Origin of the sequence: Thalassobaculum sp. (assembly GCF_040219615.1) — a bacterium.
Taxonomy (GTDB): Bacteria; Pseudomonadota; Alphaproteobacteria; order Thalassobaculales; family Thalassobaculaceae; genus Thalassobaculum_A.
This window is the reverse complement of the sequence record NZ_JAVJSE010000013.1, coordinates 250282-276190: the sequence shown is the minus strand read 5'-3', so window position 1 is coordinate 276190 and position 25909 is coordinate 250282. Positions and strand designations below refer to the sequence as shown.

Here is a 25909-nt window from a genome sequence, read left to right as displayed (position 1 = left end):
AATTGCCACTTTGAAACCCCGCGTCGGCGGTTACTCTGGGCCGGTCGCTACCCGGAGATGAGCCATGGCGGTTTCGCGCAAGCTGTTGATCCTGCCGCCGGTCGTCCTGGGCGCGCTGGTGCTGGCTGCAGTGGTTGCGACCCGCGGCGAGCCGGCGCGCGAGCCGGCCGGGGAGACGGCGGCCCGGGTCCGTGTGCTCGAGGTCGCCGCCATGCCCTTCGTGCCGCGGCTCACCGGCTACGGGACGGTGGCACCGGGCCGCAGCTGGTCGGCGGTCGCGCAGGTCGCGGGCCGGGTCGCCCGGACCGCGCCCGAGCTGGAGCGCGGGGCCCGGGTCGCGGCCGGCACCGAGATCGTCAAGATCGCCGACGAGGACTACCAGCTGGCGGTCGCCAAGGCCGACGCCGACATCAATGCCGCCCAGGCCGGCCTCGACGAGCTGGCGATGGACGAAGCCAACCTGCGGACCAGCCTGGAGATCGAGCAGCGGGCGCTGGCGCTGGCCGAGCGCGACCTGCAGCGCCAGCGCGACCTGGTCAGGCGCGGCAACACCTCGCAGGCGTCGGTCGACGACAGCGATCTGGCGGTGGTCCGGCAGCGCGCCACCGTCCAGGGACTCGAGAACGACCTCCGGCTGATGCCGACGAAACGTCGGACCCAGGAGCTGGCAAAGGCGGTCGACGAGGCCGACCTGGCGACCGCGCTGCTGAACCTGGACCGGACCGCGATCAGGACGCCATTCGAGGGCCGGATCGCCGAGGTCAAGGTCGAGGCCACCCAGTATGTCGGGGTCGGCGAGGTGCTGGCGACCCTGGACGGCATCGACACCGCCGAGGTCGACATGCAGGTCCCGCAGTCCCGGATGAAGCCGTTCTCCGAGCTCGGCTTCGGCGGCTTCGGGAAGACCGCCGACCCGGTCGCGAACTTCCGCGACCTGGTCGACCGGGCCGGGCTGAGCGCCACCGTGCGGCTGCGCTTCGACGACCGCGACATCGAGTGGCCCGGCCGGCTGGCGCGGGTCAGCGACACCGTCGACCCGTCGACCCGGACCGTCGGCCTGATCGTGGTGGTGGACGAGCCCTATGCCCGCGCCCGCCCGGGCGAGCGGCCGCCTTTGATCAAGGACATGTTCGTCCAGGTCGAGCTGCGGGCGGCGGCGATCGCCGATACGATCGTGGTGCCGCGTTCGGCGGTGCGCGACGGCGCGGTCCACGTGGTCGGCCCGGAGGCCCGCCTCGAGCGCCGGCCGGTATCGGCGATGCGGGCGTTCGGCGACCTGGTGGTGGTCGGGTCCGGCCTGGCGCCCGGCGACATGGTGGTACTGGACGACCTGCCGGCGGCGATTCCGGGCATGCTGCTGACGCCGGTGCCCGACGCCGGCGCCGCCGAGGCGCTGCGGCGCCGGGCTGCGGGCGAGGCGGGCCGGCGATGATCCGCTACTTCGCCGGCCATCCGACGGCCGCCAACCTGCTGATGCTGGCCTTCGTCGTGGCCGGCATCGCGATCGCCCCGAGCCTGCGCCGCGAGACCTTCCCGCGCATCGACCCGGACGAGGTGCAGGCCCGCATCGCCTATCCGGGGGCCGCCCCGGCCGAGGTCGCCGACGCGGTCTGCCAGCGGGTCGAGGACGCGGTCGACGGCGTCGACAACATGGCGGAAATCCGCTGCGAGGCGCGCGAGGGGCTGGCGATCGCCACCTTCGAGATGACCGAGGGGTCGAACTTCGACCGCTTCTTCCTCGACATCAAGACCGAGGTCGACGCCATCGACAGCTTCCCCGACGAGGTCGAGACCCCGGTGGTCAAGCAGCTCGGGCTCGCCGATTTCGTCGCCGCGGTGGCGATCACCGGGCCGGACCGCCTGCCGGAACTCAAGGCCTATGCCGAGGCGGTCAAGGCCCGGATGCTGCGCTGGGGCGGCATCCCGAACGTCGATGTCACCGGCTTCTCCGACCACCAGATCAGCATCGAGGTGCAGGACGGCATGTCCCGCGCGCTCGGCCTCAGCGTGTCGGACATCGCCGACCTGGTGGGCCGCCGCAACGTCGAGCTGCCGGCCGGCGACATCGAGACCGCGGACCGGGTGGTGGCCCTGCGGTTCGACGACCAGCGGGTCTCGGTCGACGCCCTGAAGGACCTGGTGGTGGTGGAGGGCGGCCGCGGCGGGCAGATCCGGCTCGGCGACATCGCCACGGTCACCGACCGGTTCCAGGACGACGAGGTCCGCATCGAGTTCAACGGCAAGCCGGCGGCGCTGCTGGAGATCACCAAGACATGGTCGGCCGACAGCCTGGACGTCATCGCCGCGCTGCAGGCGTTCCTGGAGGACGAGCGCGGGCGGGCGCCGCCCGGCGCGGTGCTGGCGATCACCAGCGACCGGTCGTCGATCGTGCGCGACCGGCTGACCATGCTGTTCGAGAACGCCGTCCAGGGCATCGTGCTGGTGGCGGCCGCGGTCTGGCTGTTCTTCGGCCTGCGCACCGCGTTCTGGATCTCCATGGGCCTGCCGGTGTCGTTCCTCGGCGGGCTCGCCGCCATGGCCCTGCTCGGCTACTCGATCAACATGCTGACCATGGTCGGGCTGCTGATCGTGATCGGCATCATCATGGACGACGCCATCGTGATCGCCGAGAACATCCAGGCGCACCGCCAGCGCGGCCGCCCGGCGCTGCAGGCCGCGATCGACGGCACGGTGCAGGTGCTGCCGGGGGTGGTGTCGTCCTTCGTCACCACCGCGGCGGTGTTCGGCTACCTGGCATTCCTGAGCGGCGACCTCGGCCAGCTGCTGTCGGTGGTGCCGGTGGTGATGCTGCTGGTGCTGGCGGTGTCGCTGGTCGAGGCCTTCCTGATCCTGCCGAACCACCTCAGCCACGATCCCCATGACACCGAACACGGCCCCGATCGGCCCGGGCGGGTGCGGCGCTGGGCCGAGGGCTGGATGGAGCGGGTCCGCGACCGGCAGGTCGGGCCGCTGGCGGCGCGCGCCGTGGCGCATCGCTACCTGACCGTCGGCATCGCGTTCGGCGCCTTCCTGGTCGCGGTGGCGATGCTGGCCGGCGGTGTGCTGAAGTTCCAGGCCTTTCCGGAACTCGACGGCGACACCCTGGAGGCCCGCGTCACGCTGCCGCGCGGCAGCCGGCTGGCCGACACCGAGGCCATGGTGGCCCGGCTGGTCGACGCCGCCGGGCGGGTGAACCAACAGCTCGCGCCGAGGCAGCCGGACGGCCGGCCATTGGTCCGCCATGTCCTGTTGACCTACAACGAGAACGCCGACACCGGCGACACCGGCGCCAACCTGGCGACCGTGTCGATCGACCTGCTGTCGTCGGAGATCCGCACGGTCGACAACGACGGCATCGTCGACCGCTGGCGCCGGGAGGTCGGGCCGCTGCTCGACAGCGTCCGCGTCACCTATGCCGAGCCCACGGCCGGCCCGGCCGGCAAGGCGATCGAGTTCCGGCTGGCCGGCGCCGACCTGCCGGCGCTGGACGCCGCCGCCCGGGACCTGGAGGGCTGGCTCGCCGGTTACCGCGGCACCCGCGACCTGCTGGACGACCTGGAGGCCGGCAAGCCGGAGATCGTGCTGACCCTGAAGGAGGGGGCCGGCCAGCTCGGCCTGGACGCCCGCACCGTCGCCCAGCAGCTGCGCGCGGCGTTCTTCGGCAGCACCGCTGACGAGATCCAGGTCGGCGTCGAATCCTACGAGATCGACGTGCGGCTGGCCGGCGTCGACCGCGGCAGCCTGGCCGCCCTGGACGACGCGGTGATCGCGACCCCGGACGGCAAGCTGGTGCCGCTGAGCGAGGTCGCGGCCGCCCGCTGGAACCGCGGCTACGCCCGCATCGTGCGGATCGACCGGCGGCCGACCGTGACCGTCCAGGGCGACGTCGACACCCGGGTGGCGAACGCCACCGAGATCGTCAACGACACCTACGCCCGCTTCGTGCCGGAACTTCGCCGGCGCTATCCCGGCCTGGAGGTGTCGATCGAGGGCCAGGTCGCCAGCGGCCGGACTACCGGCACGTCGATGGCCAAGGCGCTGGTGCTCGGGCTGGTCGGGATCTTCCTGGTGCTGAGCTTCCAGTTCCGCAGCTACGTCGAGCCGCTGGTGGTGATGAGCCTGATCCCGTTCGCGCTGATCGGCGCGGTCGCCGGGCACCTGCTGCTGGGCATCGACCTGGCGCTGCCGAGCCTGCTCGGCCTGATCTCGCTGGCCGGCATCGTGGTCAACGACTCGATCCTGCTGGTGCAGTTCATCAAGAGCGAGCACGCCCCCGGCGACGTCACCGTCGAGGCCGCCGCCCCGAAGGCGGCGAAGGCGCGGTTCCGGGCGATCTTCCTGACCTCGCTGACCACCGTGGCCGGGCTGCTGCCGCTGCTGTTCGAGACCAGCCTGCAGGCCCAGCTGCTGATCCCGCTGGTCACCAGCATCGCCTTCGGCCTGACCACCACGACCTTCCTGGTGCTGTTCGTGGTGCCGGCGTTCTACGCCATCCTCGACGATTTCGGCCTGACCTCGCTGGCCCGCGAGCGGCGCGAGGCGGCGCGGGCTTGACATCGGTCGACTTTATGAGTTGATATCAACTCATAATCCTGCCGGAGGAGATCCGCCTTGGTCCCGTCGCTCTATGCGCACCCGTTCTCGTCCTACTGCCAGAAGGCGCTGATCGCGCTGTACGAGAACGGCACAGGTTTCCGATACCGCCGGATCGGCCAGGACGACGACCCTGCGGCGTTCGCCGAGATGACGGCGCTGTGGCCGATGAAGCGCTTCCCGGTCCTGGCCGACGGCGACCGGACGGTGTTCGAGACGACGGTCATCATCGAGTACCTGGACGTGCACCATCCCGGACCGCTGCGGCTGATCCCCGAGGATCCGGCGGCGGCCCTCGATGCACGGATGCTGGACCGAGTGTTCGACAACTACGTCATGACCCCGCTGCAGAAGATCGTCGGCGACAGCCTGCGTCCCGCCGACCGGCGGGACCGGCAGGGCGTGGACGAGGCTCGGGGCATGCTCGACACCGCCTATGGCTGGCTCGATTCCCGGATGGCCGGGCGCGAGTGGGCGGCCGGCGGGTTCGGCCTCGCCGACTGCGCGGCGGCCCCGTCCCTGTTCTATGCCGACTGGGCGCATCCCCTGGGCGACCGGTTTCCGGCGCTGCGCCGGTACCGCGACCGGCTGCTGGCCCGGCCTTCCTTCGCCCGCGCCGTCGACGAGGCCCGCCCGTTCCGCCACCTGTTTCCGCTCGGCGCGCCGGACCGCGACTGAGCGGATCTCGCCGCTCGCCTTGACCCTCCCGGCCGCCGCGCGTATAAGGCGGCCTTCTCGGCGAGACCCTGTCTGCTGAGACCTTAACGGGTTCCGTCCGTCCTCGAGGGTTCGAGCACGGGCGCGATATCGTTTGGGGCAACGGTTTGTCTGGAGTGACGGTTTGTTCGAAGGACTGAGCGAGAGGCTGGGATCGGTCTTCGACCGGCTGCGCAAGCGCGGGGCGCTGAGCGAGGCCGACGTCGCGACCGCCATGCGCGAGGTCCGGGTCGCCCTGCTCGAGGCCGACGTCGCCCTGCCGGTGGTCAAGCAGTTCGTCGACAAGGTCCGCGAGCGGGCGGTCGGCCGCGAGGTGCTGCGCTCGGTCACGCCGGGCCAGATGGTCGTCAAGATCGTCCACGACGAGCTCGTGGACATGCTCGGCTCCGACAGCCAGTCGATCAGCCTGAACGCCCCGGCCCCGGTGCCGATCCTGATGGTCGGCCTGCAGGGCGGCGGCAAGACCACGACCACCGCCAAGATCGCCAAGCGCCTGAAGGAGCGCGAGCGCAAGAAGGTGCTGATGGCGTCGCTCGACGTCACCCGCCCGGCGGCGCGCGAGCAGCTCCGGATCCTCGGCGAGCAGGTCGGCGTCGCCACCCTGCCGATTGTCGCCGGCGAGACCCCGGCCGGGATCGCCAGGCGGGCTATGACCGCGGCGAGGCTGCAGGGCTTCGACGTGGTGATGCTGGACACCGCCGGCCGCACCTCGATCGACGAGGGGCTGATGGCCGAGGCCCGGGCGGTCCGCGAGGCGGTGAACCCGCACGAGGTGCTGCTGGTCGCCGACGCGCTGACCGGCCAGGACGCGGTCACCACCGCCACCAACTTCCACGAGCGGGTCGGGATCACCGGCATCGTGCTGACCCGGGTCGATGGCGACAGCCGCGGCGGTGCCGCGCTGTCGATGCGCGGCGTCACCGGTATGCCGATCAAGATGCTCGGCGTCGGCGAGAAGGTCGACGACCTGGAGGACTTCCACCCGGAGCGCCTGGCCGGCCGCATCCTCGGCATGGGCGACGTGGTCAGCCTGGTCGAGAAGGCCGCCGAGACGATCGACGCCGAGGAGGCCCAGAAGACCGCCGAGCGAATGATGCGCGGCGTCTTCACCCTCGACGACATGGCGGCCCAGCTGAAGCAGGTCCGCACGCTCGGCGGGCTCGGCGGCATCATGGGAATGCTGCCCGGCATCGGCAAGCTGCAGAAGCAGATGGCCGGCGCCAATCTCGACGACAAGGTGCTGAAGCGCAACGAGGCGATCATCTCCTCGATGACCCGCGACGAGCGCCGCAACCCGAAGCTGCTCAACGCCTCGCGCCGCAAGCGCATCGCCGCCGGTTCCGGCACCCAGGTGCAGGACGTCAACAAGGTGCTGAAGCAGCACCAGGACATGGCGCGGATGATGAAGCAGGTCGGCAAGATGGGCGGCAAGGGCGCGCTGGCCGGCCTGTTCGGCGGTGGCGGCGGCATGCCCGCTCCGCCCGCCGGCGGTGGTTCGCTGCCGCCGATGCCCGGCGGCTTCCCGGGCCTCGGCGGCCCCGGCGGCCCCCGGCTTCCAGGGCTTGGCGGCGGCCTGCCCCCCGGATTTCCCGGCAAGCGCAAATAAGCGCGCCGGCGATCGTCAACGAACCGAATTGATACTCATCGGACTGCAGGAACACGAAAGGACCAAACCATGTCGCTTCGCATTCGTCTCGCCCGCGGCGGCGCCAAGAAGCGCCCGTTCTACCGGATCGTCGTCGCCGAGGCGACCAGCCCGCGCGACGGCCGCTTCGTCGAGAAGATCGGCACCTACAACCCGATGCTGCCGAAGGACCATGCCGACCGGCTGATCGTGAAGGCCGACCGCATCCAGCATTGGCTGAGCGTCGGCGCCCGCCCGACCGACCGGATGCACAAGATGCTCGGCCAGGCCGGCCTGATGGAGCCGTTCCAGTACAACGCGCAGCCGCTGAAGTCGGCACCGGGCAAGAAGCGCGCCGAGCGCGAGGCCGAGGCCGCGCAGAAGGCCGCCGACGCCGCCGAGAAGGCTGCCGCGGAGGCCGCCGAGACGCCGGCAGAGGCGCCGGCCGAGGCATCGGCCGAGGCCTGATCGCGAGCGCAGGGCGGGAACGGCGGTGGTCGATCGCGTCTGCCTGGGGGCGGTAACCGGCGCCCATGGCGTCCGCGGTCAGGTGAAGGTCAGGCCCTTCACCGAGAACCCGGACGACGTGGCCGCCTACGGCCCGGTCGAGGACGAGTCCGGCGACCGCCGGTTCGAGCTGCAGGTCACCGGCCGCCACAAGGACGGGGTGATCGTCCGGGTCGACGGCGTGGCCGACCGCGATGCCGCCGAGGCGTTGCGCGGTACCCGGTTCTACGTGGCGCGCTCGGTGTTGCCGGAGCCGTCGGACGGCGAGTACTACCACGCCGACCTGATCGGCCTGGCGGTGGTCGCGACCGACGGCCGGCAACTCGGCCGGGTCACGGCGATGCACGACTTCGGGGCCGGCGACCTGATCGAGTATGTCGGCGCCGACGGCAGGTCCCAAATGCTGCCGTTCACCGAGGCGGTGGTGCCGGAGGTCGATCTGGCCGGCGGCCGGCTGCTGGTGGATCCGCCCGAGGGGCTGCTGGACTGATGAAGGGCGGCGGAGTGAGGAGCGATGGCCGACGCTGCGGCGACCGGATGGCAGGCAACGGTGCTGACTCTGTTCCCGGAGATGTTTCCGGGGCCGCTCGGGCTGTCGCTGGCCGGAAAGGCGCTGAATGCCGGGATTTGGTCGCTGAAAGCGCTGGACATCCGGGAATTCGCACGCGATAAGCACCGCTCCGTCGACGACACCCCGTTCGGGGGCGGATCCGGCATGGTCATGCGGCCGGACGTCGTCGATGCGGCGCTCGCCTCGATCGAGGATCAGCCCGGACCGCGGATCTATCTCAGCCCCCGCGGCCGGCGGTTCGATCAGGCGCGGGCCAGGGCGCTGGCGGCGGAACCGGGTGTGGTGCTGCTGTGCGGGCGCTACGAGGGGTTGGACGAACGGGTGATCGCCGCCCGCGGCCTCGAGGAACTGAGCCTCGGGGATTTCGTGCTCTCCGGCGGGGAGCCGGCGGCGCTCGCGGTGATGGACGCGGTGATCCGCCTGCTGCCGGGGGTTCTCGGCGCGGCGGAGACGCTGGCGGAAGAGAGTTTCGAGGAGGGGCTGCTGGAGTATCCCCTCTATACCCAGCCTCGGGACTGGAACGGGATGACCGTTCCCGAGGTGCTGACCAGCGGGCACCACGCCAATGTCAGGGCGTGGCGGCGCCGGGAGGCGGAACGGATCACCCGGGAGCGGCGCCCCGACCTGTGGGCCCGCCGTTCCGGGCAGTGTGAACGGGCCGGCGGTACGGCCGACGACGAGGATACGGAGACCACGCCATGAACATCATCGAGCAGCTCGAGACCGAGCAGGTCGCGGCCCTCTCGGCCGACAAGCAGATCCCGGTCTTCGGCCCGGGCGACACGGTGCGGGTCGACGTGAAGGTCGTCGAAGGCACGCGCGAGCGCATCCAGGCGTTCGAGGGTGTCTGCATCGCCCGCAGCAACGACGGCGTGAACTCGTCGTTCACGGTCCGCAAGATCTCCTACGGCGAGGGCGTCGAGCGGATCTTCCCGCTGTACTCGCCGCGGATCGCCGGGATCGAGCTGATCCGGCGCGGCAAGGTGCGGCGCGCCAAGCTGTATTACCTGCGCGGCCGGACCGGCAAGTCGGCCCGTATCGCCGAGAAGACCACCGGCGTCGCCGGCAAGGCTGCCGCCGAGGATCGTGCGGTCGCCGCCGAGGCGCGCGCCGCGCGCCTGGCCGAGCAGGCCGAGCAGCGGGCCGCCAAGGCCGAGGCGAAGGCCGCCGAGGCCGAGGCCGGCACCGAGGCGTAAGCCTGCACATCCGGAACGGGATCCAGCGCCCCCGGACGGCAACGTCCGGGGGCGTTTCGCGTTGGCGGGTTCCGGGCGCCCACGCCGGTCCTGATTTCATCACGTCGTCCGGATGGCCGCCGGCATCGGGCCTGGCGGCTCTGCAAAGCCCCCTTGCGCGTTTCGTGGTTTGCCTCGGCGGCGCAACTTTGTAATGTCCGGCCTCCGGAGAACACGAGGCACCGCCGCGCCGACTGAACGCGCGACGGCCCGCAGGAGGGAATACCGAGCCATGGCCAAGCCCCGCACCCTGTTCGACAAGATCTGGGCGTCGCACCTGGTCGACGTCCAGGACGACGGGACCTGCCTGATCTACATCGACCGGCATCTGGTCCACGAGGTCACCAGCCCGCAGGCCTTCGAGGGCCTGCGCCAGAACGGCCGCAAGGTGCGCCGTCCCGAGCTGACCCTGGCGGTCGCCGACCACAACATCCCGACCACCGACCGCAGCAAGGGGATCGAGGACGAGGAGAGCCGGATACAGGTCGAGACCCTGGAGAGCAACGTCAAGGCGTTCGGGGTTCCCTACTTCCCGGTCCTGGACGCCCGCCAGGGCATCGTCCACATCATCGGGCCGGAGCAGGGCTTCACCCTGCCGGGCATGACCATCGTGTGCGGCGACAGCCATACCGCGACCCACGGCGCCTTCGGCTCGCTGGCCTTCGGCATCGGCACCTCCGAGGTCGAGCACGTGCTGGCGACCCAGACCCTGGTGCAGGCCCCGGCCAAGAACATGCGGATCACCGTTGATGGCGAGCTGCCTGCCGGCGTGACCTCCAAGGACGTGGTGCTGGCGATCATCGGCGCCATCGGCACCGCCGGCGGTACCGGCCACGTGGTCGAGTATGCCGGCGAGGCGATCCGGGCGATGTCGATGGAAGCCCGCATGACGGTCTGCAACATGACCATCGAGGCGGGCGCCCGCGCCGGCATGATCGCGCCGGACGACACCACCTTCGAGTACCTCAAGGGTCGGCCGATGGCGCCGAAGGGCGCGGCCTGGGAGGCCGCCGTGGCGTACTGGAAGACTCTGCCGTCGGACCCCGGCGCCGCCTACGACAAGGAAGTGACCCTGAAGGCGTCGGACATCGCGCCGCAGGTCACCTGGGGCACCAGCCCGCAGGACGTGGTGCCGGTCACCGGCCGCACCCCGGACCCGGCGGCCGAGAGCGACCCGAACAAGAAGGCGGCGATCGAGCGGTCGCTGAAGTACATGGGCCTGGCCCCGAACACCCCGATCGCCGAGGTCAAGGTCGACAAGGTGTTCATCGGCTCCTGCACCAACGGCCGGATCGAGGACCTGCGCGCCGCCGCGGCGGTCGCCAAGGGCCGCAAGGTCGCCGACGGGGTCCACGCCATGGTGGTCCCGGGCTCCGGCCTGGTGAAGGAGCAGGCCGAGGCCGAGGGCATCGCCGACATCCTGATGGCGGCCGGTTTCGACTGGCGCGAGGCGGGCTGCTCAATGTGCCTGGCGATGAACGCCGACAAGCTGGAGCCGGGCGAGCGCTGTGCCTCGACCTCGAACCGCAACTTCGAGGGCCGGCAGGGCCGCGGCGGGCGGACCCATCTGGTCAGCCCGGCGATGGCGGCGGCGGCGGCGATCACCGGCCGGCTGTCCGACGTTCGCGAACTGACGAACTGAGCGGGAGGAGAGCACCGATGGAAAAGTTCACCCAGCTGCGCGGCACCGCCGCCCCGCTCGACATGATCAACGTCGACACCGACATGATCATCCCCAAGCAGTACCTGAAGACCATCAAGCGGACCGGGCTTGGCAAGCACCTGTTCGCCGAGATGCGCTACGACGACGACGGCAGGGAGAAGCCGGACTTCGTACTCAACAAGCCGCAGTACCGGGGCGCCCAGGTGCTGGTCGCCGAGGACAACTTTGGCTGCGGCTCGAGCCGCGAGCACGCGCCCTGGGCGCTGCTGGACTTCGGTATCCGCTGCGTGATCAGCACCAGCTTCGCCGACATCTTCTACAACAACTGCTTCAAGAACGGCATCCTGCCGATCAAGGTCACCAAGCAGCAGCTGCGCGAGCTGCTGGACGACGCCTCCAAGGGCTCGAACGCGGTGCTGGAGATCGACCTGGAGAACCAGACGATCGGCCGGCCGAACGGCGAGAGCGTGTCGTTCGAGATCGACCCGCACCGCAAGGACTGCCTGATCAACGGGCTCGACGACATCGGCCTGACCATGAAGCAAGAGGGCGACATCACGGCGTTCGAGGAAAAGCGCAAGCTGGCCCAGCCCTGGGCCTGAGGCCGCGTCCGGAACCCACCCGCGCGATCCCGCATCGCGGATATCCACGTTTGCCACGCCCCGGCGGTTCGGATAAGCAATCGCTCATCCAAGCCGATGATCGGGGGTAAAGGAGCGTCATGGCGTCCAACAAGAAACTGCTCGTGCTGCCGGGCGACGGTATCGGCCCGGAAGTGGTGCGCGAGACCCTGCGCGTCGTCGACTGGATGGCGAAGAAGCGGTCGGTATCGTTCGACGTGCAGGAAGGTCTGGTGGGCGGTGCGGCCTACGACGAGTCCGGGACCCCGCTGACCGACGAGACCCTGGCCGATGCGGTCGCCGCCGACGCCGTGCTGTTCGGCGCCGTGGGCGGCCCGAAATACGACGACCTGCCGTTCGAGAAGAAGCCCGAGCGCGGCCTGTTGCGCCTGCGCAAGGAAATGGACCTGTTCGCCAACCTGCGGCCGGCCATGGTGTTCGCCTCGATGGCCGACAACTCCTCGCTCAAGAAGGAACTGGTGGCCGGGCTCGACATCATGATCCTGCGCGAGCTGACCGGCGGCGTGTATTTCTGCGAGCCGCGCGGCATCGAGGACCTGCCCGGCGGCGGCAAGCGCGGCTTCGACACCCAGGCCTACACCACGCCGGAGATCGAGCGCATCGGCCGGGTCGCCTTCGACCTGGCGCGCAAGCGGCGCGGCAAGGTGACTTCGGTCGAGAAGGCCAACGTCATGATGTCCGGCGTGCTGTGGCGCGAGGTCATGACCGGCCTGCACAAGGCCGAGGGCGAGGGCCTGGAATACGAGAACATGTTCGCCGACAACTGCGCCATGCAGCTCGTTCGCAATCCGAAACAGTTCGACGTGATCGTCACCGACAACCTGTTCGGCGACATCCTGTCGGATTGTGCGGCGATGCTGACCGGCTCGCTCGGCATGCTGCCGTCGGCCTCGCTCGGCGCCCAGGACCCGACCACCGGCCGCCGCCACGCCCTGTACGAGCCGGTGCACGGCTCGGCCCCGGACATCGCCGGCAAGGGCTCGGCCAACCCGATCGCCGAGCTGCTCTCCTTCGCCATGCTGCTGCGCTACAGCTTCGACATGGGCGAGGACGCCGACCTGATCGAGAAGGCGATCGACAACGTGCTCGGCTCCGGCCTGCGCACCGCCGACATCATGCAGCCCGGCAAGGCCAAGGTGTCGACCAACGTGATGACCGACAGCATCCTCAAGGAGCTGGACAAGCTGGCGGCCGGCTGAGGGTCTGCCTCTCCATACCATTCGTCATTCCGGAGAGGGCGCGCGAGCGCCCGGCTCCGGGAGACACCCGCTGCCGCGGAAATTCCCCCATTTTCATCCCCGGCGTTTTGCCGTATGAAGCGCGCCATGGACGAGACGGCTTTCCGTTCCGGGATCCGCATGCACGCCGACGGGGCGCAGCGCCCCGCCGTGCCCTCGCCCTGCCCGCGCTCCGGCGCGTTCGCCACCACCACCACCACGAAAGCCGGCAAGACCACCCTCTAGGGGTCTGGCCTCCTGCCGCGCGCGAGCGATCGGCGGTCGGGGGGCCCAGGCGGACCCCCGGGCGATGCGATGCCGTGCGGTTTCGAGAGGAGTTGAGGACATGGGCTACAAGGTTGCGGTCGTCGGGGCCACGGGTGCGGTGGGACGCGAGATGCTGACCACGCTGGCCGAGCGCAGCTTCCCGGCCGACGAGGTCATCGCCCTGGCGTCAGGCCGGTCGGCCGGCGGCCAGGTCTCCTACGGCGAGAAGGGGACGCTGACCGTCCAGGATCTGGCAAAGTACGACTTCTCGACCACCGACATCGCGCTGTTCTCGGCCGGCGGCGACGTGAGCAAGGAATACGCCCCGAAGGTCGGGCAGGCCGGCTGCGTGGTGATCGACAACTCCTCGGCGTTCCGCATGGACCCGGACGTGCCGCTGGTGGTGCCGGAGGTCAACCCGGACGCCCTGGCGCGCTACGGCAGGAAGAACATCATCGCCAACCCGAACTGCTCGACCGCGCAGCTGGTGGTGGCGCTGAAGCCGCTGCACGACGCCTTCGGGGTCAAGCGGGTGGTGGTCTCGACCTACCAGTCGGTGTCCGGCGCCGGCAAGGACGGCATGGACGAGCTGTTCAACCAGACCCGCGCCGTCTACGTGAACGACCCGATCTCCAAGGAGCAGTTCACCAAGCAGATCGCCTTCAACGTGATCCCGCATATCGACGTCTTCATGGAGGACGGGTTCACCAAGGAGGAGTGGAAGATGGCGGTCGAGACCAAGAAGATCCTCGACCCGGACATCGCGGTGGTCGCCCAGTGCGTCCGGGTGCCGGTGTTCATCGGCCATTCCGAGGCGGTGTTCATCGAGACCCGGAAGCCGATCGACGAGGCTTCGGCGCGGGCCGCGATGAAGGGCTTCCCCGGCCTGCTGGTGGTCGACCACCGCGCCGACGAGGGCTATGTCACCCCGGTCGAGAGCGCCGGCGAGGACGCGGTCTATGTCAGCCGCATCCGCAAGGACCCGACCGTGAAGAACGGCCTGGTGTTCTGGTGCGTGTCCGACAACCTGCGCAAGGGCGCGGCGCTCAACGCCGTGCAGATCGCCGAGGAACTGATCGCCCGCCACCTGAAGAAGGCGGCCTGACGCACCCCGAGGTCCTGGAGCGGCGGGTGGGTTCCGGAGCCGGACGCTCGCGCGCCCTCTCCGGAATGACGGACAGTGTTCATATCGTCATCCCGGAGAGCCCCGGACTTGATCCGGGGCGGCTCCGGGACCCACGGAGCGACGGGCATCGCCCGATCCCGCCTCACTCCGGGCGGTCGGCCCGGACGATCGCGTCGAGGTTCGGGATCAGGTCGAGGTCGACGGTCCCGGCCGCCTCGGTCGCGGCGGTCGCCACGTCAAGCCCGGCGACGCTGCGCCGCATCGCCCGGTACGGGTCGCGGCCGTCCAGGTAGTGGGCCAGGTACAGCCCGGCGAACAGGTCGCCGGTGCCGAAGAACGCCCGCCTGCGGCGCGGCGTGCGCACCACCGCCTCGCCCTCGACGGTCACCATCACGATCGCCAGCCGGTCGTCGCCGTCCGGGATGCCGGTGCCGAGCACGATGTCCGGCCCCCATTCCAGCAGGGTCACGGCGGCGGCGCGGGCGTCGTCGACGGTCTCGACCCGGTGGCCGGTCAGCCGCTCCAGCTCGAAGGCGTTGGGCGTGACGATCGTGGCGCGCGGCACCAGGCGCTCGCGGATCGCCTTCTCGACGCCGTCGCGCACGAACACCCGGCCGTGGTCGCCGATCACCGGGTCGCAGAGATAGACCAGCCCGGACTCGACCGCGCGCGCCGCGTCGACGGCGTCGGCGACCGCCCAGCCGCTGCCGGCCTCGCCGAGATAGCCCGAGTAGACCCCGTGGCAGCCCTGCCAGCCGGTCAGCCGCCCGACCCCCTGCAGCAGGTCGCGGACCTCGTGGTCCGGCCGCACCGTGCCGGCGTGGTGGCCGTGCCCCGGATGGTTGGAGAACGCCACCGTGTCGACCCGCCAGACCGGGTGGCCGAGCCGCTCCAGCGCCGGCGCGGCGGCGGCGTTGCCCACATGCCCGACGGCGACGTGCGAGGAGACGGCGAGGATCGGCATGGCCGCGACTATAGTCGCCCCGGCGGGCGGTGCCAGCGGCATGTATCGCGGCATGCATTGGGGGCAGGACGTCTCTTCCGCCGGCTGCCTCGCGAAGCTACGGTGCCGCCGGTTCGCCCCGAGATTCCGGACTGGAGATCCCGATGCCCGCCCCGCTGCGCCCGCGCCGTTCCGCCCTGTACATGCCCGGCTCCAATCCGCGGGCGCTTGAGAAGGCCCGCGACCTGCCCTGCGACGTGATCGTCATGGACCTGGAGGACGCGGTCGCGCCGGATGCCAAGGCGTCGGCCCGCGAGACCGTGGCGGCGGCCCTGCGGGGCGGCGGCTATGGCGGCCGCGAGCTGGTGCTGCGGGTCAACGGCCTGGACACCGCCTGGGGCCACGACGACCTCGCCTTCGCCGCCGGCCAGCCGGTGGATGCGGTGCTGCTGCCCAAGGTCGAGAGCGCCGATGCCGTGCGGCGGGCGGAGGCGGTGCTGGCGGCGCACGGCGCACCGGACGGCCTGGCGCTGTGGTGCATGATGGAGACTCCGCGCGGGGTTCTGGAGGCGGCCGGGATCGCCGGCGCGACCCCGCGCCTGGCTGGGCTGGTGATGGGTACCTCCGACCTGGCGAAGGACCTGCACTGCCTGCACACCCCGGACCGGCTGCCGTTCGTCACGGCACTCGGCCTGTGCCTGCTGGCGGCCCGCGCCTACGGCCTGGCGATCCTCGACGGCGTCTACCTGGACCTCGCCGACGACGACGGTTTCGCCGCCTCGTGCCGGCAGGGCGTCCAGTTCGGCTTCGACGGCAAGACCCTGATCCATCCCAAGACCATCGCGGCGGCCAACGCCGCGTTCGCGCCGTCCGAGGAGGCGCTGGCCTGGGCCCGCCGCATCACTGCCGCGCACGCCGCCGCCGAGGCCGAGGGCAAGGGCGTGCTGCTGGTCGACGGCAAGCTGGTGGAGGCCCTGCATGTCGCCGAGGCGGAGCGCCTGGTGGCGCTGGCCGGGCGCATCGAGGACCTGCATCGCGGCTCCCGTTAACCCCGTATTCATTGTCATGGGTCAATGCTCCCCGCCGACTTCAGGCGCAGCCTGACTTTCGTCCCCCCGGGCGTCGCGGGCGCGCCGGTCGGGGGGCTGTTTGTCCTTCCGGAGGATGGCGGATTGGCCAAGTACGCAGTGTCGCCGACCGGACGTGCGGTCACGTTCGGGCGCGACGAGATCATCGTCAGCAAGACCGACCTGAAAGGCCGGTTGACCTACTGCAACGACGTGTTCCGGCGGATCGCCGGGTTCACCGAGCGGGAACTGCTGGGGCAGCCGCACAGCATCATCCGGCATCCCGACATGCCGCGCTGCGTCTTCAAGCTGCTCTGGGACACGATCGCCGCCAAGGGCGAGATCTTCGCCTATGTGAAGAACATGGCCCGCAACGGCGATCACTACTGGGTGCTGGCGCATGTGACGCCGAGCCTGGACGCCGGCGGCAACCTCCTCGGCTACCACTCGAACCGACGGTTGCCGGACCCGGCCGCGGTCGCCGCGGTCGAGCGGCTCTACGCCGACCTGGTGGCGATCGAGGCGCGGCCGGACAGCCGCAAGGACGGCATGACCGCCGCCTCCGACCATCTCGCCGGCGTGCTCCAGGGAAAGGGGGTCGGTTATGACCAGTTCGTCCTCTCGCTCTAGGGCGCCGGCCTGCGCATTGCTGGCGACCGTCGGTGCGGCGCTCGCCGCCCTGCTGCCCTGGCTGCCGCTGCCGGTCGACGCCGCGGTGCCGGCGGCCGCCGCGTCGGTCGCGGCCGGTATCGCCGCCGCGGCCGCGCTGGTGGCGTTCCGGCTGGCGGCCTCGACGGATGCCTGGATCGCCCGCACCCAACAGGTCTGCGCGGCGGTCGCCACCGGCGACTTCGAGCGCCGGCTGATCGGCGTCGAGGGCAAGGGCAGTCCGACCGCGATGCTGCTGGCGGTCAACGACATGATCGACGTGACCGACGCCTTCGTGCGCGAGGCCGGGGCGGCCATGGAGGCGGTGTCCAAGGGCGTCTACTACCGCAAGATCCGGCCCGAGGGGCTGGGCGGGCACTTCTCGATCAGTGCTGCCCGGATCAACGACGCGACCGACGCCATGGCGGCCAAGGTCCTGCAGTTCGCGGCCCTGACCGACACCTTCGAGCGGCAGGTCGGCGGCGTGGTCGACTCGGTGGCGGCGGCGGCGGCGCAGATGCGCGGCACCGCCGGCAACCTCACCCAGCTCGCCGACTCCACCACCGACCAGACCACCGCGGTCGCCGCCGCCACCGAGCAGGCCTCGGCCAACGTGCAGACGGTGGCTTCGGCGGCCGAGGAACTGTCGGCCTCGATCCTGGAGATCACCCGCCAGGTCGCCGAGGCCGGCCGCACCACCAGCGAGGCCACCACCAAGGCGGAGGCGGCCAATGCCATGGTGCAGGCCCTGAACGAGGCGGCCTCGGAGATCGGCAGCGTGGTCACCCTGATCACCGACATCGCCGAGCAGACCAACCTGCTGGCGCTGAACGCCACGATCGAAGCCGCCCGTGCCGGCGAGGCCGGCAAGGGCTTCGCGGTGGTCGCCGGCGAGGTGAAGAGCCTGGCCAACCAGACCGGGCAGGCGACCCAGCGCATCCAGGAACAGGTCGCGCGGATCCGCGAGGCGACCGCCGAGGCGGTCACCGCGATCGGCCAGATCGTCACCGCGATCGCCGACGTCAGCCAGCGTTCGGCGGCGGTGGCGGCGGCGGTCGACCAGCAGGCCGCGACCACCACCGAGATCTCCCGCAACGTGCAGGAGGCGGCGATCGGCACCCAGGAGGTGGCGCGCAACACCGGGCTGGTCCGCGAGGCCGCCTCGGACACCGACCGGGCGGCGCGCGAGGTGGCGGATGCCGCTGGCGATCTCGCCGAGCAGTCGGCGACCCTGCGGGCCGAGGTCGAGGGCTACCTCAAGGGGGCCCGGGCCGCCTGACCTGCAGCTGCCTGACCTCGAGCGGCTTGATCCAGAACTGCATGGGCTTGACGGTCTCGTCCGCCCGGTCGACGTCCTTCCAGGGAAACCCGGCGGTGACGCCGTCCAGGCGACGATAGCCGAAGCGTCGCCAGACCGGATCCAGTGGGCGCGCGTCGGCCGGCTTCAGCGGATGGTCGTCCGGCCGGACCACCCCGCAGAACACCAGCTGCGCGAACCCGCCCAGGGCGGCGGCATGGGCCTCCCGGCCGGCGAAGAACCGCCGGTACAGACCGCGGCCCCGATACTGCCGCCGCAGGATTGTCTCGGCTCCGTAATAAAGCTCTCCGACCGGATAGCCAGCGGCCGCCAGCGGGGCCGCGAAATCGGCGTGCTCGGCCGCCAGCGGCAGGCCGGTCGAGGCCCCGACCAGGTCGTCGCCGTCGAACGCCGCGACCAGCACCGCGCCCTCGGCGGCGGCGAACCGCGCCAGGTACCACGCCTCGTAGTCGCGGCTGCCGTCGTACAGATAGGGCCAGTCGCGGAACACCTCGATCCGCAGGTCGGCCAGCGGATCGAGCAGGCGGTCCAGCACCGGGCCGCGGGTCAGGCGCTCGAGGCGGAGGGTCATCCGCCGCCGGCCACCTGGGCGGTCCAGTCCGCCAGGTTGTAGTGGGTGGTGATCCGGGCGATGCGGCCGTCGCGCAGCTCGAAGAATGCCCCGGCCGGCAGCCTGTAGGCCTGCCCGGTCGCCGGCGGCAGCCCGTCGTCGGTCGCCAGGTACCTGCCGTCGACGACGAACTCGGCGGCGGCGCGCCGGCCGTCGTCGGTCGCCATGATCGCGATGTCCTCGAGCCGCTCCCGGTAGCACCGGGCCATGTGGGCGCAGAACGCCCGGAACGCCGCGACCCCGACCCGTCGCCCACCCTGGTTGACGTCGTGGGCGACGTCGTCGGCGAGGCAGCCGGCCATGGCCTCGACGTCATCCCGGTTGAAGGCGTCGTAGTAGCGGCGGATCAGGGCTTCGGTCGCCGATCGCGGGTCCATGGGGCGCTCCGGGTCGGGCGACGGCATCACTCGCCGTCGGCGGCCTTCAGATAGGCGATGACGTCGGTGCGCTCCTGGGCGTCCTTCATGCCTGGAAAGGCCATCTTGTTGCCCTTGATGAAGCCGCGCGGGTCGGCCAGGTAGGCATCCAGGGTGGCGGCATCCCAGATTCCGCCGCCGGCGCCGAAATTCAGCATCGCCTTGGAATACTTGAAGCCCTCGACGCTGCCCGCCTGGCGGTCGACGATCCCGGCCAGGCTCGGCCCGACTCGGTTCTTGCCGGCCTGGACGGTGTGGCAGGCGCCGCATTTGCGGAAGGCCTTCTTGCCGGCGGCCGGGTCGCCCTCGGCAAGGGTGGGCCCGCCGGCGAGGACGGTCGCGGCCGCCAGGATGGCGAGGCCGAGGCGGTGGCGTCGGAGGGTGGTCATGGGCGGGTCCTTCGAAGCGGTGCGACGACTGTTTCCGGAACCATAGTGTTGGCGGCCGCAGCCGGCGACTGCAATGCGACCCGGCGTCTCAGTACCCGCGCGACAGCAGCCGATTCATGATGTGGGTGACGATCAGAGCGCGGGGCTCGACCGTCCGCCAGGCGTCGCCGGCGGCCTCGTCCTGCCAGGCCGCGAGCTCCTCGGTCGCGGCGGCCAGGGTCATGACCCGGCGCAGCACCTTCTCGGCCAACAGACCGGCCTGCCAGTCGATGTCGGGATGGATCGGCCGGGTGCCGTCGCCTTCCGGCGACGGTGCCGTCGGTTCGCTCACGGTCGCTGCCTCGACGCGGTCGGGATCGTCCGCCGCCCTGGTAGCACGGCGCGGTCGCCGGCGCGACCGCGAGGGCCGCGATGCCCCGTATTCGCAGTGGCGTTCGCCGGAGGCCTTGGGTATGGTGCGGCGCTTTCGCGGGCGTAGTTCAATGGTAGAACATCAGCCTTCCAAGCTGTTTATGCCGGTTCGATTCCGGTCGCCCGCTCCAGCTTCCCCTCCCGCTCCGCCGGTTCTTCGGTCCAGCGCCCTCAGTCGAGGCCGGGCGGACGGCCGCTGCGTGGCCGCAGCAGGCCGGCCAGGCGGAACCGCCACAGCCGGGCGACGGTCGCCGGCGCGTAGCACCAGCCGGCTTCCCGAACGGTCTTGGCGAGCCTTCCGGGCGCCGCGGTCCGCAACTGCCCGAGGTCGCGGGCCAGCCGCCGCGCCGGGCCGAATTCCGGGTCGGGATGCGCCGGCAGCCGTTGCGGCGGCACGCCCAGCCGGTGCAGGGCGCCGAACAGGGTGGCATGCGCCGGGCCGAGGCCGGCGGCCACGGCCACCCGGTCGACCGCCGGCCAGTCCACCGACTCCCGCAGGGCCAGCCGGCCGAGATCCAGGAGGTGGCGCCAGGCATAGGGCGCGAACCGTTCCTTGGCGGCGTTCGACAGCGCGGCGAGGGCCGCGTGATGCGGCGCGATCCGGCCGCCGTCGCCGGCGGTCGCCTGGGCGAACACCGTCTCGGCGCCGAGCACCGCCGACAGGGGGTAGGCATCGAGCGCGGTGTGCAGGTCGACCGAGACCAGGCCGTCGGGCGAGACCATCGGGTGAAAGCTGACATCCGAGGTGACGCCGAGCGCACCCTGGGGCGAGGTCTCGAGCGCGAAGCCCCGTCGCTTCAGCTCCTGCACCACGGCGCCGGCCTGTCGCGGCGGCACCAGCAGGTCGAGGTCGCCGAGGATGCGCACCGAGGGCGGATCGTAGAGCCGGGCCGCGTCGAAACCCTTGATCGCCAGCACCGGCAACCCGGCCGCCCGCAGTTCGGCCAGGATCTCAGCCTGGCGGGCCAGCAGCAGCCGGCGATAGGCGGCCTCGGCGGCCTCCGACGGAGCCGGCGGCACCAGCCCGGCGACCGGCCAGCGCGCCAGCAGCGGCCCGAGGACAGGGGACAGCAGGGCCACCGCCTCGGAGGCAAGCGCGGCGGAGATGGTCGTGCCGGGCGGTTCGTCCAGGCCGAGCGCGCGGCGCCACCACCCGGTGAACCGGCCGTCGTCAGGCCGGGTCATCCGCCACCATGCCGTCCGCCCGCAGCGCTGCCAGGGCAAGGTCGATGTCGGCCGCCAGCCGATCCACCGGGACGTCCGGGAATGCCGCCGCGAACAGGCCCGCCAGCTCCTCGGGCGTGGCCGGCTCGGCGAGCGCATGCCACAGCGCGGTGGCGGTCGGATTGAGGCGAAGGATGGCGTCGCTGTCGCGTCGCACCAGGAAGGCCTCGCCGTCGAGCTCGGTGGCGCGCGCCTCGGGATGACGCCGCAGCCGGGTCATCGGTCGGCCGCCGCTGCCGGCGTCCCGGCCAGAGCCGTGGCGGCTGCCGCGGAATTGCCCGCCTCCAGGCGTTGCACCGGGACCCGCCGGACCAGGCCGGCGACCGCGTCCAGCAGCGCGGCGGCCGGGCCGGCGTGGCGACCGCACAACGCCAGCAGCGCGGCCACCGCCTCGGCGGCGCCGAGGCCGGAGATCCGTGCGGTATCGAGGCCCGGGTCGCGGCGCAGCAGCAGGATGCGGTCGACCGGCGCGGCGGTGCCGGCCGGCATGTCGATCGCCGTGTCCCAGCGCAGCACGTCGGCGCCGGCGGCATGCCCGGCGCGGGTCGCCGCAGCCAGGCGGCGGGCGGCGTCCGAGAAGTCGTCCGGCAGCGGCGTGCGGACCTTGCGGGCGAGGCCGAGTGCGATCGCCGTCGGGGGCGACGCGGCGGTATCCAGAATCAGGCGGTCGTCGCCGAGCGTCACCACGCCGTCGGCGGCCAGGTGCAGGCCGACCGAACTCTTGCCGGCATGGCTCTCGCCGGCGAACACCACGGCTCCGCCGGTGGTCAGGGCGGCACCGGCATTCAGGACGAAGCGGCCGGAACGAGCCTCGGCGAAGCGGCCGATGGCGGCGGCCAGCACCCAGTGCGCGGCTTCCCAGGCGTCGTCGGCGAACCGGTCCGCGCCGTCGCCCGAGACCCGGAAGCCGTGGGAGGTCCGGACGACCCGGACACCGTCGTCAGCGGTGGCTGTCGGCCAGCCGGGCGCGGCGAGGGCCAGCGCCTGCGGTATTTCGGGCGGCACCGGCTGGCACAGGCGGATCGGCGTGAAAGGGGACAGGAGCGAGCGGTGCCGCGGGCTCAGCAATTCTTCGGATTCTTGGCGCAGGACGGACCCTGGGCCCGGGCGCTGCGGTCGATCGAGAGCACGGTCGGCGCCAGATAGGCGGCACCAACCGCCAAGCCGAGCCGTACCAGCGCCCTGCGGCGATCCGCCGAAACCTCCGACGCCGTAGGATCCGGCGCTGCGGATTCCGGGTTCGACTGCGGTTGATCCGTCATGACGGTCGTCCTCAGGGTGCAAGCCACCGCTTCAATTTACTGCGGATGCCGTTTATTGCAAAGGAGCCAACCACACGGAACCACCGCATGCGTCACGCTGTCGCCATGGTCGTCGTCTCGGCCGGCGCCATGGTCGTCGAGATCGTGGCGGCCCGGATGCTGGCGCCGCTGGTCGGGATGACCGTGTTCAGCTGGACCGCGGTGATCGCGACGGTGCTGGCCGGGCTCAGCGCCGGGCACTGGATCGGCGGCATCGTCGCCGACCGCGAGCCGGCCCGGCTCGGCGCCCGGCTGTTCCAGATGCTGATCGCGACCGCGGTGCTCACCACCACCCCGATCCTGCTGGTAGCACCGGTGCACGCCGGCGCCGAGACGCTCGGCCTGGGATGGATGGCGGCGACCGTGACGGTCGCGGGCGTCTGCTTCACGATGCCGAGCCTGCTGGCCGGCGCCGTCACCCCGGTGCTGACGGCGGCGGCGGTGGCCGGGGCGCCGGACCGCACCGGCCTGGTGATCGGCCGGATGTTCGCGCTGGGCGCCGCCGGCGCCATCCTCGGCACCATGCTCGCCGGCTTCGTGCTGCTGCAATGGGTCGGCTCGATCGGCTCGCTGGCGGTGGTCGCCGCGGCCGAGGCGGCGGTCGCCGCACTGTTCCTGCGCGACCTGCGGGCCCCGGTGGTCGGCGTGCTGGTGATCGCCGGCGTGCTGGCCGGGTCCGGCGCGCCGCTGCTGGCGGCGCCGTACTGCCGGGTCGAGAGCCGGTACTACTGCCTCGACCTGGTCGATACCACGGCCTGGGCCGGCTTCCCGAGTCGCGGCATGTTCCTGGACGGCTGGATCCAGAGCGTCGAACCGACCGACGGCTCCGACCGGCTGGCGATCGAGGCCCACGCCTTCCTGGACGCGTGGGCGCGCCGCAGTCACGGCCCCGACGACGCCTGGCGCGCGTTCTTCATCGGCGGCGGCGGCTATTCGCTGCCGACGCGCTGGGTGGCGCGCTGGCCGCATGCCGAGGCGGTGGTCGCGGAGATCGATCCGGCGGTCACGGCTTTCGCGGCCGAGATCGGCTTCCGTCGGCCGAGCCGGCGGATACGGGTGCATGACGACGACGCCCGCTCGGTGCTGCGCCGCGGCGCCGTGCGCTACGACCTGGTATTCTCCGATGCGTTCTCCGGGCACACCATGCCGGCGCATCTCGTCACGGTGGAGTTCCATCGCCTGGTGCGCGACCGGCTCGAGCCCGGCGGGATCTACGCGATCAACGCCTACGACTGGGCCCGCGACCCGCGGTTCCTGGCGGCCATGCTGCGCAGCTTGCGGGAGGTGTTCGCGGAGGTGACGGTCTGGCGGTCCGATACCGGCCCGGTCCGGCCCGGCAGGCGGACGCCCTACATCCTGCTGGCATCGCAGGGCGCGCTGGACCCGGCCCCGGTGACCGAGGCCGGCGGCGGGCGGTCATGGACGGTGCGGCCGGCGCCGCCCGCCACCGCCGACGCGCCGGTCCTGACCGACGACTACGCGCCGGTCGACCGGCTGACACTGCGCTGACCGCCGTCAGTTGACCGGCGTCAGTCGAACAGGGCGTCGATGTCTTCCTGGCTGAGCCCGGCGCCGCCGAGGGCGGGGCCGTTCAGCAGCTCGGCGTCCTCGCGCTCGTCCTCGGGCTCGCTTTCCGCCGGCAGCGGCAGATCGCGGAACGCCTCCAGCCCCCAGATGTCGATCATCGCCAGGATGCGGCTCTCGATGAAGCGCAGCGTCCTGACCACCTGGGTCACGCGCTGGCCGGTCAGGTCGTGGAACGAGCAGGCCTCGATGATCTCGATCAGGCGCTCGGACGCGTGGTCGATGAGCGGTGCCACCTCGCCGTCGTCGACCGTGAGATGGGTGATCTTCTTGAGGGTCTGCTCGATGTCATCGACCGCCGCCATGATGTCGTTGGTCGACCGCTCGGTGGTGGCGGTGATCGCCTCGAGCTGATGGGAGGCGGTCTCCATCTGGTCGGTCTCGGCGGTCGGGTTCTTGATCGCCGCGATCTCGGCCTTGGCCCGGCCGATGCTGCGGACCATCAGGGCGATCTCGACCCGGACGTCGCGCTTCATGGCGTCTTCGTCGATCTCGTCGACCGCAGGCGGGGTGCTGGCGACCTGGCCGATCATCTCGCGCATCTCGGCCATCTCGGCACGCAACGCCCGCAACTCCTCCAGGACCTCGCCGTTCATCGGCGCGACCTGCGGTGCGGACGCCAGTGTCGGCTTGGCCACGAACTGGGCGCGGCGCTCGACAGAGAACTGCTTCATCGGCACATGTGCCATCGTGGAACTCCCCACCCTTCGACCGTCAGCCGGGTGGCGAGATCCTGCCCGCCACCGATTAAATTTGCGTTAAGCGAAACCGTCGCAGCGGTGCTCCGCCACCGCGCCCCGTCACTGTTAGCACCTTGTTAATCGAATCCAGCGATGCTGGCGCCACGGTCGCGATGACCCCTCAGAGGAACCGATGCCCGCCGCGTTGTCTGACGAGCGATCCAGGCCCGATCCCAGCACGCATTTCGCGTTCCAGCATCGCATCTTCTCGCTGCCGGACGCCCGTTTCGACATGGCGGGGCGCGAGCGCTCGCCGGTGCTGCGGGTCAAGCTCGGCGACATCGACGCGGTGATCCCGATCGACGACGTCGCCTCCGAGTTCGGCATCAAGCCGGACTCCCAGGACGGCCGCCTGCTGGTCCAGGTCGCCCAGGGGCTGCGCTTCGTGAAGGACATCCGACCGGGCGACTCGATCCCGTCGGAACTGCTGGACGGGACCGCGAGCTGGCGCGTTCAGGACCATCACCGCGAGATCGCCAAGAACCGCCTGATGGTGCAGATCGCCACCTGGCTGGTCGGCCACGAGTCGGTGGTTCTGGACCTCCGGGAACTGCGGCGGATGTCGGTGGATGCCGGGATGCAGGACCGCGTCCGCGACGGCGTGTCCAAGATCGCGACCGCCCTCGGCCTCGGCGCCGACCGACGCGACGAGGTCCTGGACATGATCGACCGGTTCGCGCGCGAACTCAGCTACATCGAGGCGCTGCGCGACCGCTACAACCTCGGGGCCGGGATCGCCGACAAGCTGGTGGTCGTCGAGCGCCTGTACCGGGACGAGAAGCTCTTCTACGAGGAGGTGCGCCGGGCCCGCATCCTGTTCCGGCCGGCGATCCAGAGCTTCGTCGGGTTGTTCGAGCAGGCCGATGCCCAGACCAGCGAGATCGTCTCGGTCCTCAAGAGCTACGACTCGATGGTGAAGTACGTGCGCGAGATGCGCGACGAGCTGCACCAGCGGCTGATCATCTGGGAAGAGATCATTCCAGCCTGGGATATCGGCCTGGAACGCCGCCACGACAACATCCGCGACGCGGTCCGTGCGACCTACCGGTTCGTCGCCTTCCACTTTCCACAGACCCACGACTGGCTGTAGGCCGGCC

Annotated in this window: 28 protein-coding genes and 1 tRNA gene; 19 read left to right on the top strand and 10 right to left on the bottom strand. The window is 71.2% G+C overall.

Going from position 1 to position 25909, the window contains the following annotated elements:
- The first annotated feature begins 64 nt into the window (after positions 1-64).
- The 13 genes from RIC31_RS08760 (at position 65) to RIC31_RS08700 (ending at position 14140) form a co-directional block, all read left to right on the top strand.
- Positions 65-1432, top strand: coding sequence for an efflux RND transporter periplasmic adaptor subunit (locus tag RIC31_RS08760; RefSeq protein WP_350105263.1), 1368 nt, complete (start codon positions 65-67; stop codon positions 1430-1432).
- The gene (locus tag RIC31_RS08755) at positions 1429-4554 is read left to right on the top strand and encodes an efflux RND transporter permease subunit (protein WP_350105261.1); all 3126 of its coding nucleotides are present in this window, start codon (positions 1429-1431) and stop codon (positions 4552-4554) included. The genes RIC31_RS08760 and RIC31_RS08755 overlap by 4 nt, the downstream gene beginning before the upstream one ends.
- 57 nt (positions 4555-4611) lie before the next feature.
- Positions 4612-5271, top strand: coding sequence for a glutathione S-transferase family protein (locus RIC31_RS08750; protein WP_350105259.1), 660 nt, complete (start codon positions 4612-4614; stop codon positions 5269-5271).
- A gap of 163 nt (positions 5272-5434) precedes the next feature.
- Positions 5435-6916, top strand: a complete 1482-nt coding sequence (ffh, locus tag RIC31_RS08745) for a signal recognition particle protein (RefSeq protein WP_350105257.1) — start codon at positions 5435-5437, stop codon at positions 6914-6916.
- A 69-nt stretch (positions 6917-6985) separates the two neighbouring features.
- Entirely contained in the window at positions 6986-7402 is a 417-nt protein-coding gene (gene rpsP, locus RIC31_RS08740) for a 30S ribosomal protein S16 (RefSeq protein WP_350105255.1), read from the top strand.
- Between the two features lie 25 nt (positions 7403-7427).
- The gene (gene rimM / locus RIC31_RS08735) at positions 7428-7931 is read left to right on the top strand and encodes a ribosome maturation factor RimM (RefSeq protein ID WP_350105253.1); all 504 of its coding nucleotides are present in this window, start codon (positions 7428-7430) and stop codon (positions 7929-7931) included.
- A gap of 24 nt (positions 7932-7955) precedes the next feature.
- Complete coding sequence (trmD, locus tag RIC31_RS08730; RefSeq protein ID WP_350105250.1) at positions 7956-8714, top strand: tRNA (guanosine(37)-N1)-methyltransferase TrmD; 759 nt, start codon at positions 7956-7958, stop codon at positions 8712-8714.
- Complete coding sequence (gene rplS, locus RIC31_RS08725; RefSeq protein WP_350105248.1) at positions 8711-9208, top strand: 50S ribosomal protein L19; 498 nt, start codon at positions 8711-8713, stop codon at positions 9206-9208. The genes trmD and rplS overlap by 4 nt, the downstream gene beginning before the upstream one ends.
- 271 nt (positions 9209-9479) lie before the next feature.
- Positions 9480-10889, top strand: coding sequence for a 3-isopropylmalate dehydratase large subunit (gene leuC, locus RIC31_RS08720; RefSeq protein ID WP_350105246.1), 1410 nt, complete (start codon positions 9480-9482; stop codon positions 10887-10889).
- Between the two features lie 17 nt (positions 10890-10906).
- Positions 10907-11512: a 3-isopropylmalate dehydratase small subunit gene (gene leuD / locus RIC31_RS08715; RefSeq protein WP_350105244.1), complete on the top strand. Its 606-nt coding sequence runs from the start codon at positions 10907-10909 to the stop codon at positions 11510-11512.
- A gap of 119 nt (positions 11513-11631) precedes the next feature.
- Positions 11632-12750 carry a 3-isopropylmalate dehydrogenase gene (gene leuB, locus RIC31_RS08710; protein WP_350105242.1) on the top strand — a complete coding sequence of 373 codons (1119 nt, stop codon included), beginning with the start codon at positions 11632-11634 and terminating at the stop codon, positions 12748-12750.
- Between the two features lie 126 nt (positions 12751-12876).
- Positions 12877-13014 (top strand): hypothetical protein, encoded by a 138-nt coding sequence (locus RIC31_RS08705; RefSeq protein WP_350105240.1) that lies wholly within the window; start codon positions 12877-12879, stop codon positions 13012-13014.
- Between the two features lie 100 nt (positions 13015-13114).
- Positions 13115-14140 (top strand): aspartate-semialdehyde dehydrogenase, encoded by a 1026-nt coding sequence (locus RIC31_RS08700; RefSeq protein ID WP_350105237.1) that lies wholly within the window; start codon positions 13115-13117, stop codon positions 14138-14140.
- Between the two features lie 163 nt (positions 14141-14303).
- On the opposite strand, the gene pdxY is transcribed toward RIC31_RS08700, so the two are convergent.
- Positions 14304-15125, bottom strand: a complete 822-nt coding sequence (gene pdxY, locus RIC31_RS08695) for a pyridoxal kinase (RefSeq protein WP_350105234.1) — start codon at positions 15123-15125, stop codon at positions 14304-14306.
- A 143-nt stretch (positions 15126-15268) separates the two neighbouring features.
- Between pdxY and RIC31_RS08690 the strand changes: the two genes are divergently transcribed.
- The 3 genes from RIC31_RS08690 to RIC31_RS08680 all read left to right on the top strand — a co-directional run bounded on the left by RIC31_RS08690 (position 15269) and on the right by RIC31_RS08680 (position 18098).
- A complete protein-coding gene (locus RIC31_RS08690) occupies positions 15269-16153 on the top strand; it encodes an HpcH/HpaI aldolase/citrate lyase family protein (protein WP_350105232.1) in 885 nt (294 codons plus the stop codon).
- Between the two features lie 123 nt (positions 16154-16276).
- Positions 16277-16801 carry a PAS domain-containing protein gene (locus RIC31_RS08685; RefSeq protein WP_350105230.1) on the top strand — a complete coding sequence of 175 codons (525 nt, stop codon included), beginning with the start codon at positions 16277-16279 and terminating at the stop codon, positions 16799-16801.
- 16 nt (positions 16802-16817) lie between these two features.
- Positions 16818-18098: a methyl-accepting chemotaxis protein gene (locus tag RIC31_RS08680; RefSeq protein ID WP_350105228.1), complete on the top strand. Its 1281-nt coding sequence runs from the start codon at positions 16818-16820 to the stop codon at positions 18096-18098.
- On the opposite strand, the gene RIC31_RS08675 is transcribed toward RIC31_RS08680, so the two are convergent.
- The 4 genes from RIC31_RS08675 to RIC31_RS08660 form a co-directional block, all read right to left on the bottom strand.
- The gene (locus RIC31_RS08675) at positions 18076-18708 is read right to left on the bottom strand and encodes a GNAT family N-acetyltransferase (RefSeq protein ID WP_350105226.1); all 633 of its coding nucleotides are present in this window, start codon (positions 18706-18708) and stop codon (positions 18076-18078) included. The genes RIC31_RS08680 and RIC31_RS08675 overlap by 23 nt on opposite strands.
- Complete coding sequence (locus RIC31_RS08670) at positions 18705-19124, bottom strand: ketosteroid isomerase-related protein (RefSeq protein ID WP_350105224.1); 420 nt, start codon at positions 19122-19124, stop codon at positions 18705-18707. Before RIC31_RS08670 ends, RIC31_RS08675 begins: the two co-directional genes overlap by 4 nt.
- Before the next feature lie 26 nt (positions 19125-19150).
- Positions 19151-19552, bottom strand: a complete 402-nt coding sequence (locus RIC31_RS08665) for a c-type cytochrome (protein WP_350105222.1) — start codon at positions 19550-19552, stop codon at positions 19151-19153.
- A gap of 88 nt (positions 19553-19640) precedes the next feature.
- On the bottom strand, positions 19641-19883 hold the full coding sequence (locus RIC31_RS08660) for a hypothetical protein (RefSeq protein WP_350105220.1): 243 nt from the start codon (positions 19881-19883) through the stop codon (positions 19641-19643).
- A 137-nt stretch (positions 19884-20020) separates the two neighbouring features.
- Between RIC31_RS08660 and RIC31_RS08655 the strand changes: the two genes are divergently transcribed.
- Positions 20021-20094: transfer RNA gene (locus RIC31_RS08655), tRNA-Gly, on the top strand.
- Positions 20095-20134: 40 nt separating this feature from the next.
- Here the strand turns inward: RIC31_RS08655 and RIC31_RS08650 are convergent.
- From RIC31_RS08650 to RIC31_RS08635, 4 genes are read right to left on the bottom strand one after another with little or no spacing between them, the layout of a single operon-like run.
- Positions 20135-21148, bottom strand: a complete 1014-nt coding sequence (locus RIC31_RS08650; RefSeq protein ID WP_350105218.1) for a nucleotidyltransferase family protein — start codon at positions 21146-21148, stop codon at positions 20135-20137.
- A complete protein-coding gene (locus tag RIC31_RS08645; protein ID WP_350105216.1) occupies positions 21135-21407 on the bottom strand; it encodes a PqqD family peptide modification chaperone in 273 nt (90 codons plus the stop codon). The genes RIC31_RS08650 and RIC31_RS08645 overlap by 14 nt, the downstream gene beginning before the upstream one ends.
- Complete coding sequence (locus RIC31_RS08640; RefSeq protein WP_350105214.1) at positions 21404-22255, bottom strand: hypothetical protein; 852 nt, start codon at positions 22253-22255, stop codon at positions 21404-21406. The genes RIC31_RS08645 and RIC31_RS08640 overlap by 4 nt, the downstream gene beginning before the upstream one ends.
- Positions 22249-22449, bottom strand: coding sequence for a hypothetical protein (locus tag RIC31_RS08635; RefSeq protein ID WP_350105211.1), 201 nt, complete (start codon positions 22447-22449; stop codon positions 22249-22251). The genes RIC31_RS08640 and RIC31_RS08635 overlap by 7 nt, the downstream gene beginning before the upstream one ends.
- A gap of 87 nt (positions 22450-22536) precedes the next feature.
- Here RIC31_RS08635 and RIC31_RS08630 point away from each other — a divergent pair, with 87 nt between their 5' ends.
- Positions 22537-23997, top strand: a complete 1461-nt coding sequence (locus tag RIC31_RS08630; protein ID WP_350105209.1) for a fused MFS/spermidine synthase — start codon at positions 22537-22539, stop codon at positions 23995-23997.
- A 20-nt stretch (positions 23998-24017) separates the two neighbouring features.
- Here the strand turns inward: RIC31_RS08630 and RIC31_RS08625 are convergent, their stop codons facing one another.
- Complete coding sequence (locus RIC31_RS08625) at positions 24018-24761, bottom strand: protein phosphatase CheZ (protein WP_350105207.1); 744 nt, start codon at positions 24759-24761, stop codon at positions 24018-24020.
- Positions 24762-24945: 184 nt separating this feature from the next.
- On the opposite strand from RIC31_RS08625, the gene RIC31_RS08620 reads away from it, so the two are divergent.
- The gene (locus RIC31_RS08620; protein WP_350105205.1) at positions 24946-25902 is read left to right on the top strand and encodes a hypothetical protein; all 957 of its coding nucleotides are present in this window, start codon (positions 24946-24948) and stop codon (positions 25900-25902) included.
- Positions 25903-25909: the final 7 nt, after the last annotated feature.

What these genes read in the sequence shown, in the direction of transcription:
- RIC31_RS08760 (WP_350105263.1), top strand. Translation starts at nt 65, where the DNA reads ATGGCGGTTTCGCGCAAGCTGTTGATCCTGCCGCCGGTCGTCCTGGGC.
- RIC31_RS08755 (WP_350105261.1), top strand. Translation starts at nt 1,429, where the DNA reads ATGATCCGCTACTTCGCCGGCCATCCGACGGCCGCCAACCTGCTGATG.
- rpsP (WP_350105255.1), top strand. Translation starts at nt 6,986, where the DNA reads ATGTCGCTTCGCATTCGTCTCGCCCGCGGCGGCGCCAAGAAGCGCCCG.
- trmD (WP_350105250.1), top strand. Translation starts at nt 7,956, where the DNA reads ATGGCCGACGCTGCGGCGACCGGATGGCAGGCAACGGTGCTGACTCTG.
- rplS (WP_350105248.1), top strand. Translation starts at nt 8,711, where the DNA reads ATGAACATCATCGAGCAGCTCGAGACCGAGCAGGTCGCGGCCCTCTCG.
- leuC (WP_350105246.1), top strand. Translation starts at nt 9,480, where the DNA reads ATGGCCAAGCCCCGCACCCTGTTCGACAAGATCTGGGCGTCGCACCTG.
- leuD (WP_350105244.1), top strand. Translation starts at nt 10,907, where the DNA reads ATGGAAAAGTTCACCCAGCTGCGCGGCACCGCCGCCCCGCTCGACATG.
- leuB (WP_350105242.1), top strand. Translation starts at nt 11,632, where the DNA reads ATGGCGTCCAACAAGAAACTGCTCGTGCTGCCGGGCGACGGTATCGGC.
- RIC31_RS08705 (WP_350105240.1), top strand. Translation starts at nt 12,877, where the DNA reads ATGGACGAGACGGCTTTCCGTTCCGGGATCCGCATGCACGCCGACGGG.
- RIC31_RS08700 (WP_350105237.1), top strand. Translation starts at nt 13,115, where the DNA reads ATGGGCTACAAGGTTGCGGTCGTCGGGGCCACGGGTGCGGTGGGACGC.
- pdxY (WP_350105234.1), bottom strand. Translation starts at nt 15,125, where the DNA reads ATGCCGATCCTCGCCGTCTCCTCGCACGTCGCCGTCGGGCATGTGGGC.
- RIC31_RS08690 (WP_350105232.1), top strand. Translation starts at nt 15,269, where the DNA reads ATGCCCGCCCCGCTGCGCCCGCGCCGTTCCGCCCTGTACATGCCCGGC.
- RIC31_RS08675 (WP_350105226.1), bottom strand. Translation starts at nt 18,708, where the DNA reads ATGACCCTCCGCCTCGAGCGCCTGACCCGCGGCCCGGTGCTGGACCGC.
- RIC31_RS08670 (WP_350105224.1), bottom strand. Translation starts at nt 19,124, where the DNA reads ATGGACCCGCGATCGGCGACCGAAGCCCTGATCCGCCGCTACTACGAC.
- RIC31_RS08665 (WP_350105222.1), bottom strand. Translation starts at nt 19,552, where the DNA reads ATGACCACCCTCCGACGCCACCGCCTCGGCCTCGCCATCCTGGCGGCC.
- RIC31_RS08650 (WP_350105218.1), bottom strand. Translation starts at nt 21,148, where the DNA reads ATGACCCGGCCTGACGACGGCCGGTTCACCGGGTGGTGGCGCCGCGCG.
- RIC31_RS08645 (WP_350105216.1), bottom strand. Translation starts at nt 21,407, where the DNA reads ATGACCCGGCTGCGGCGTCATCCCGAGGCGCGCGCCACCGAGCTCGAC.
- RIC31_RS08635 (WP_350105211.1), bottom strand. Translation starts at nt 22,449, where the DNA reads ATGACGGATCAACCGCAGTCGAACCCGGAATCCGCAGCGCCGGATCCT.
- RIC31_RS08630 (WP_350105209.1), top strand. Translation starts at nt 22,537, where the DNA reads ATGCGTCACGCTGTCGCCATGGTCGTCGTCTCGGCCGGCGCCATGGTC.
- RIC31_RS08625 (WP_350105207.1), bottom strand. Translation starts at nt 24,761, where the DNA reads ATGGCACATGTGCCGATGAAGCAGTTCTCTGTCGAGCGCCGCGCCCAG.
- RIC31_RS08620 (WP_350105205.1), top strand. Translation starts at nt 24,946, where the DNA reads ATGCCCGCCGCGTTGTCTGACGAGCGATCCAGGCCCGATCCCAGCACG.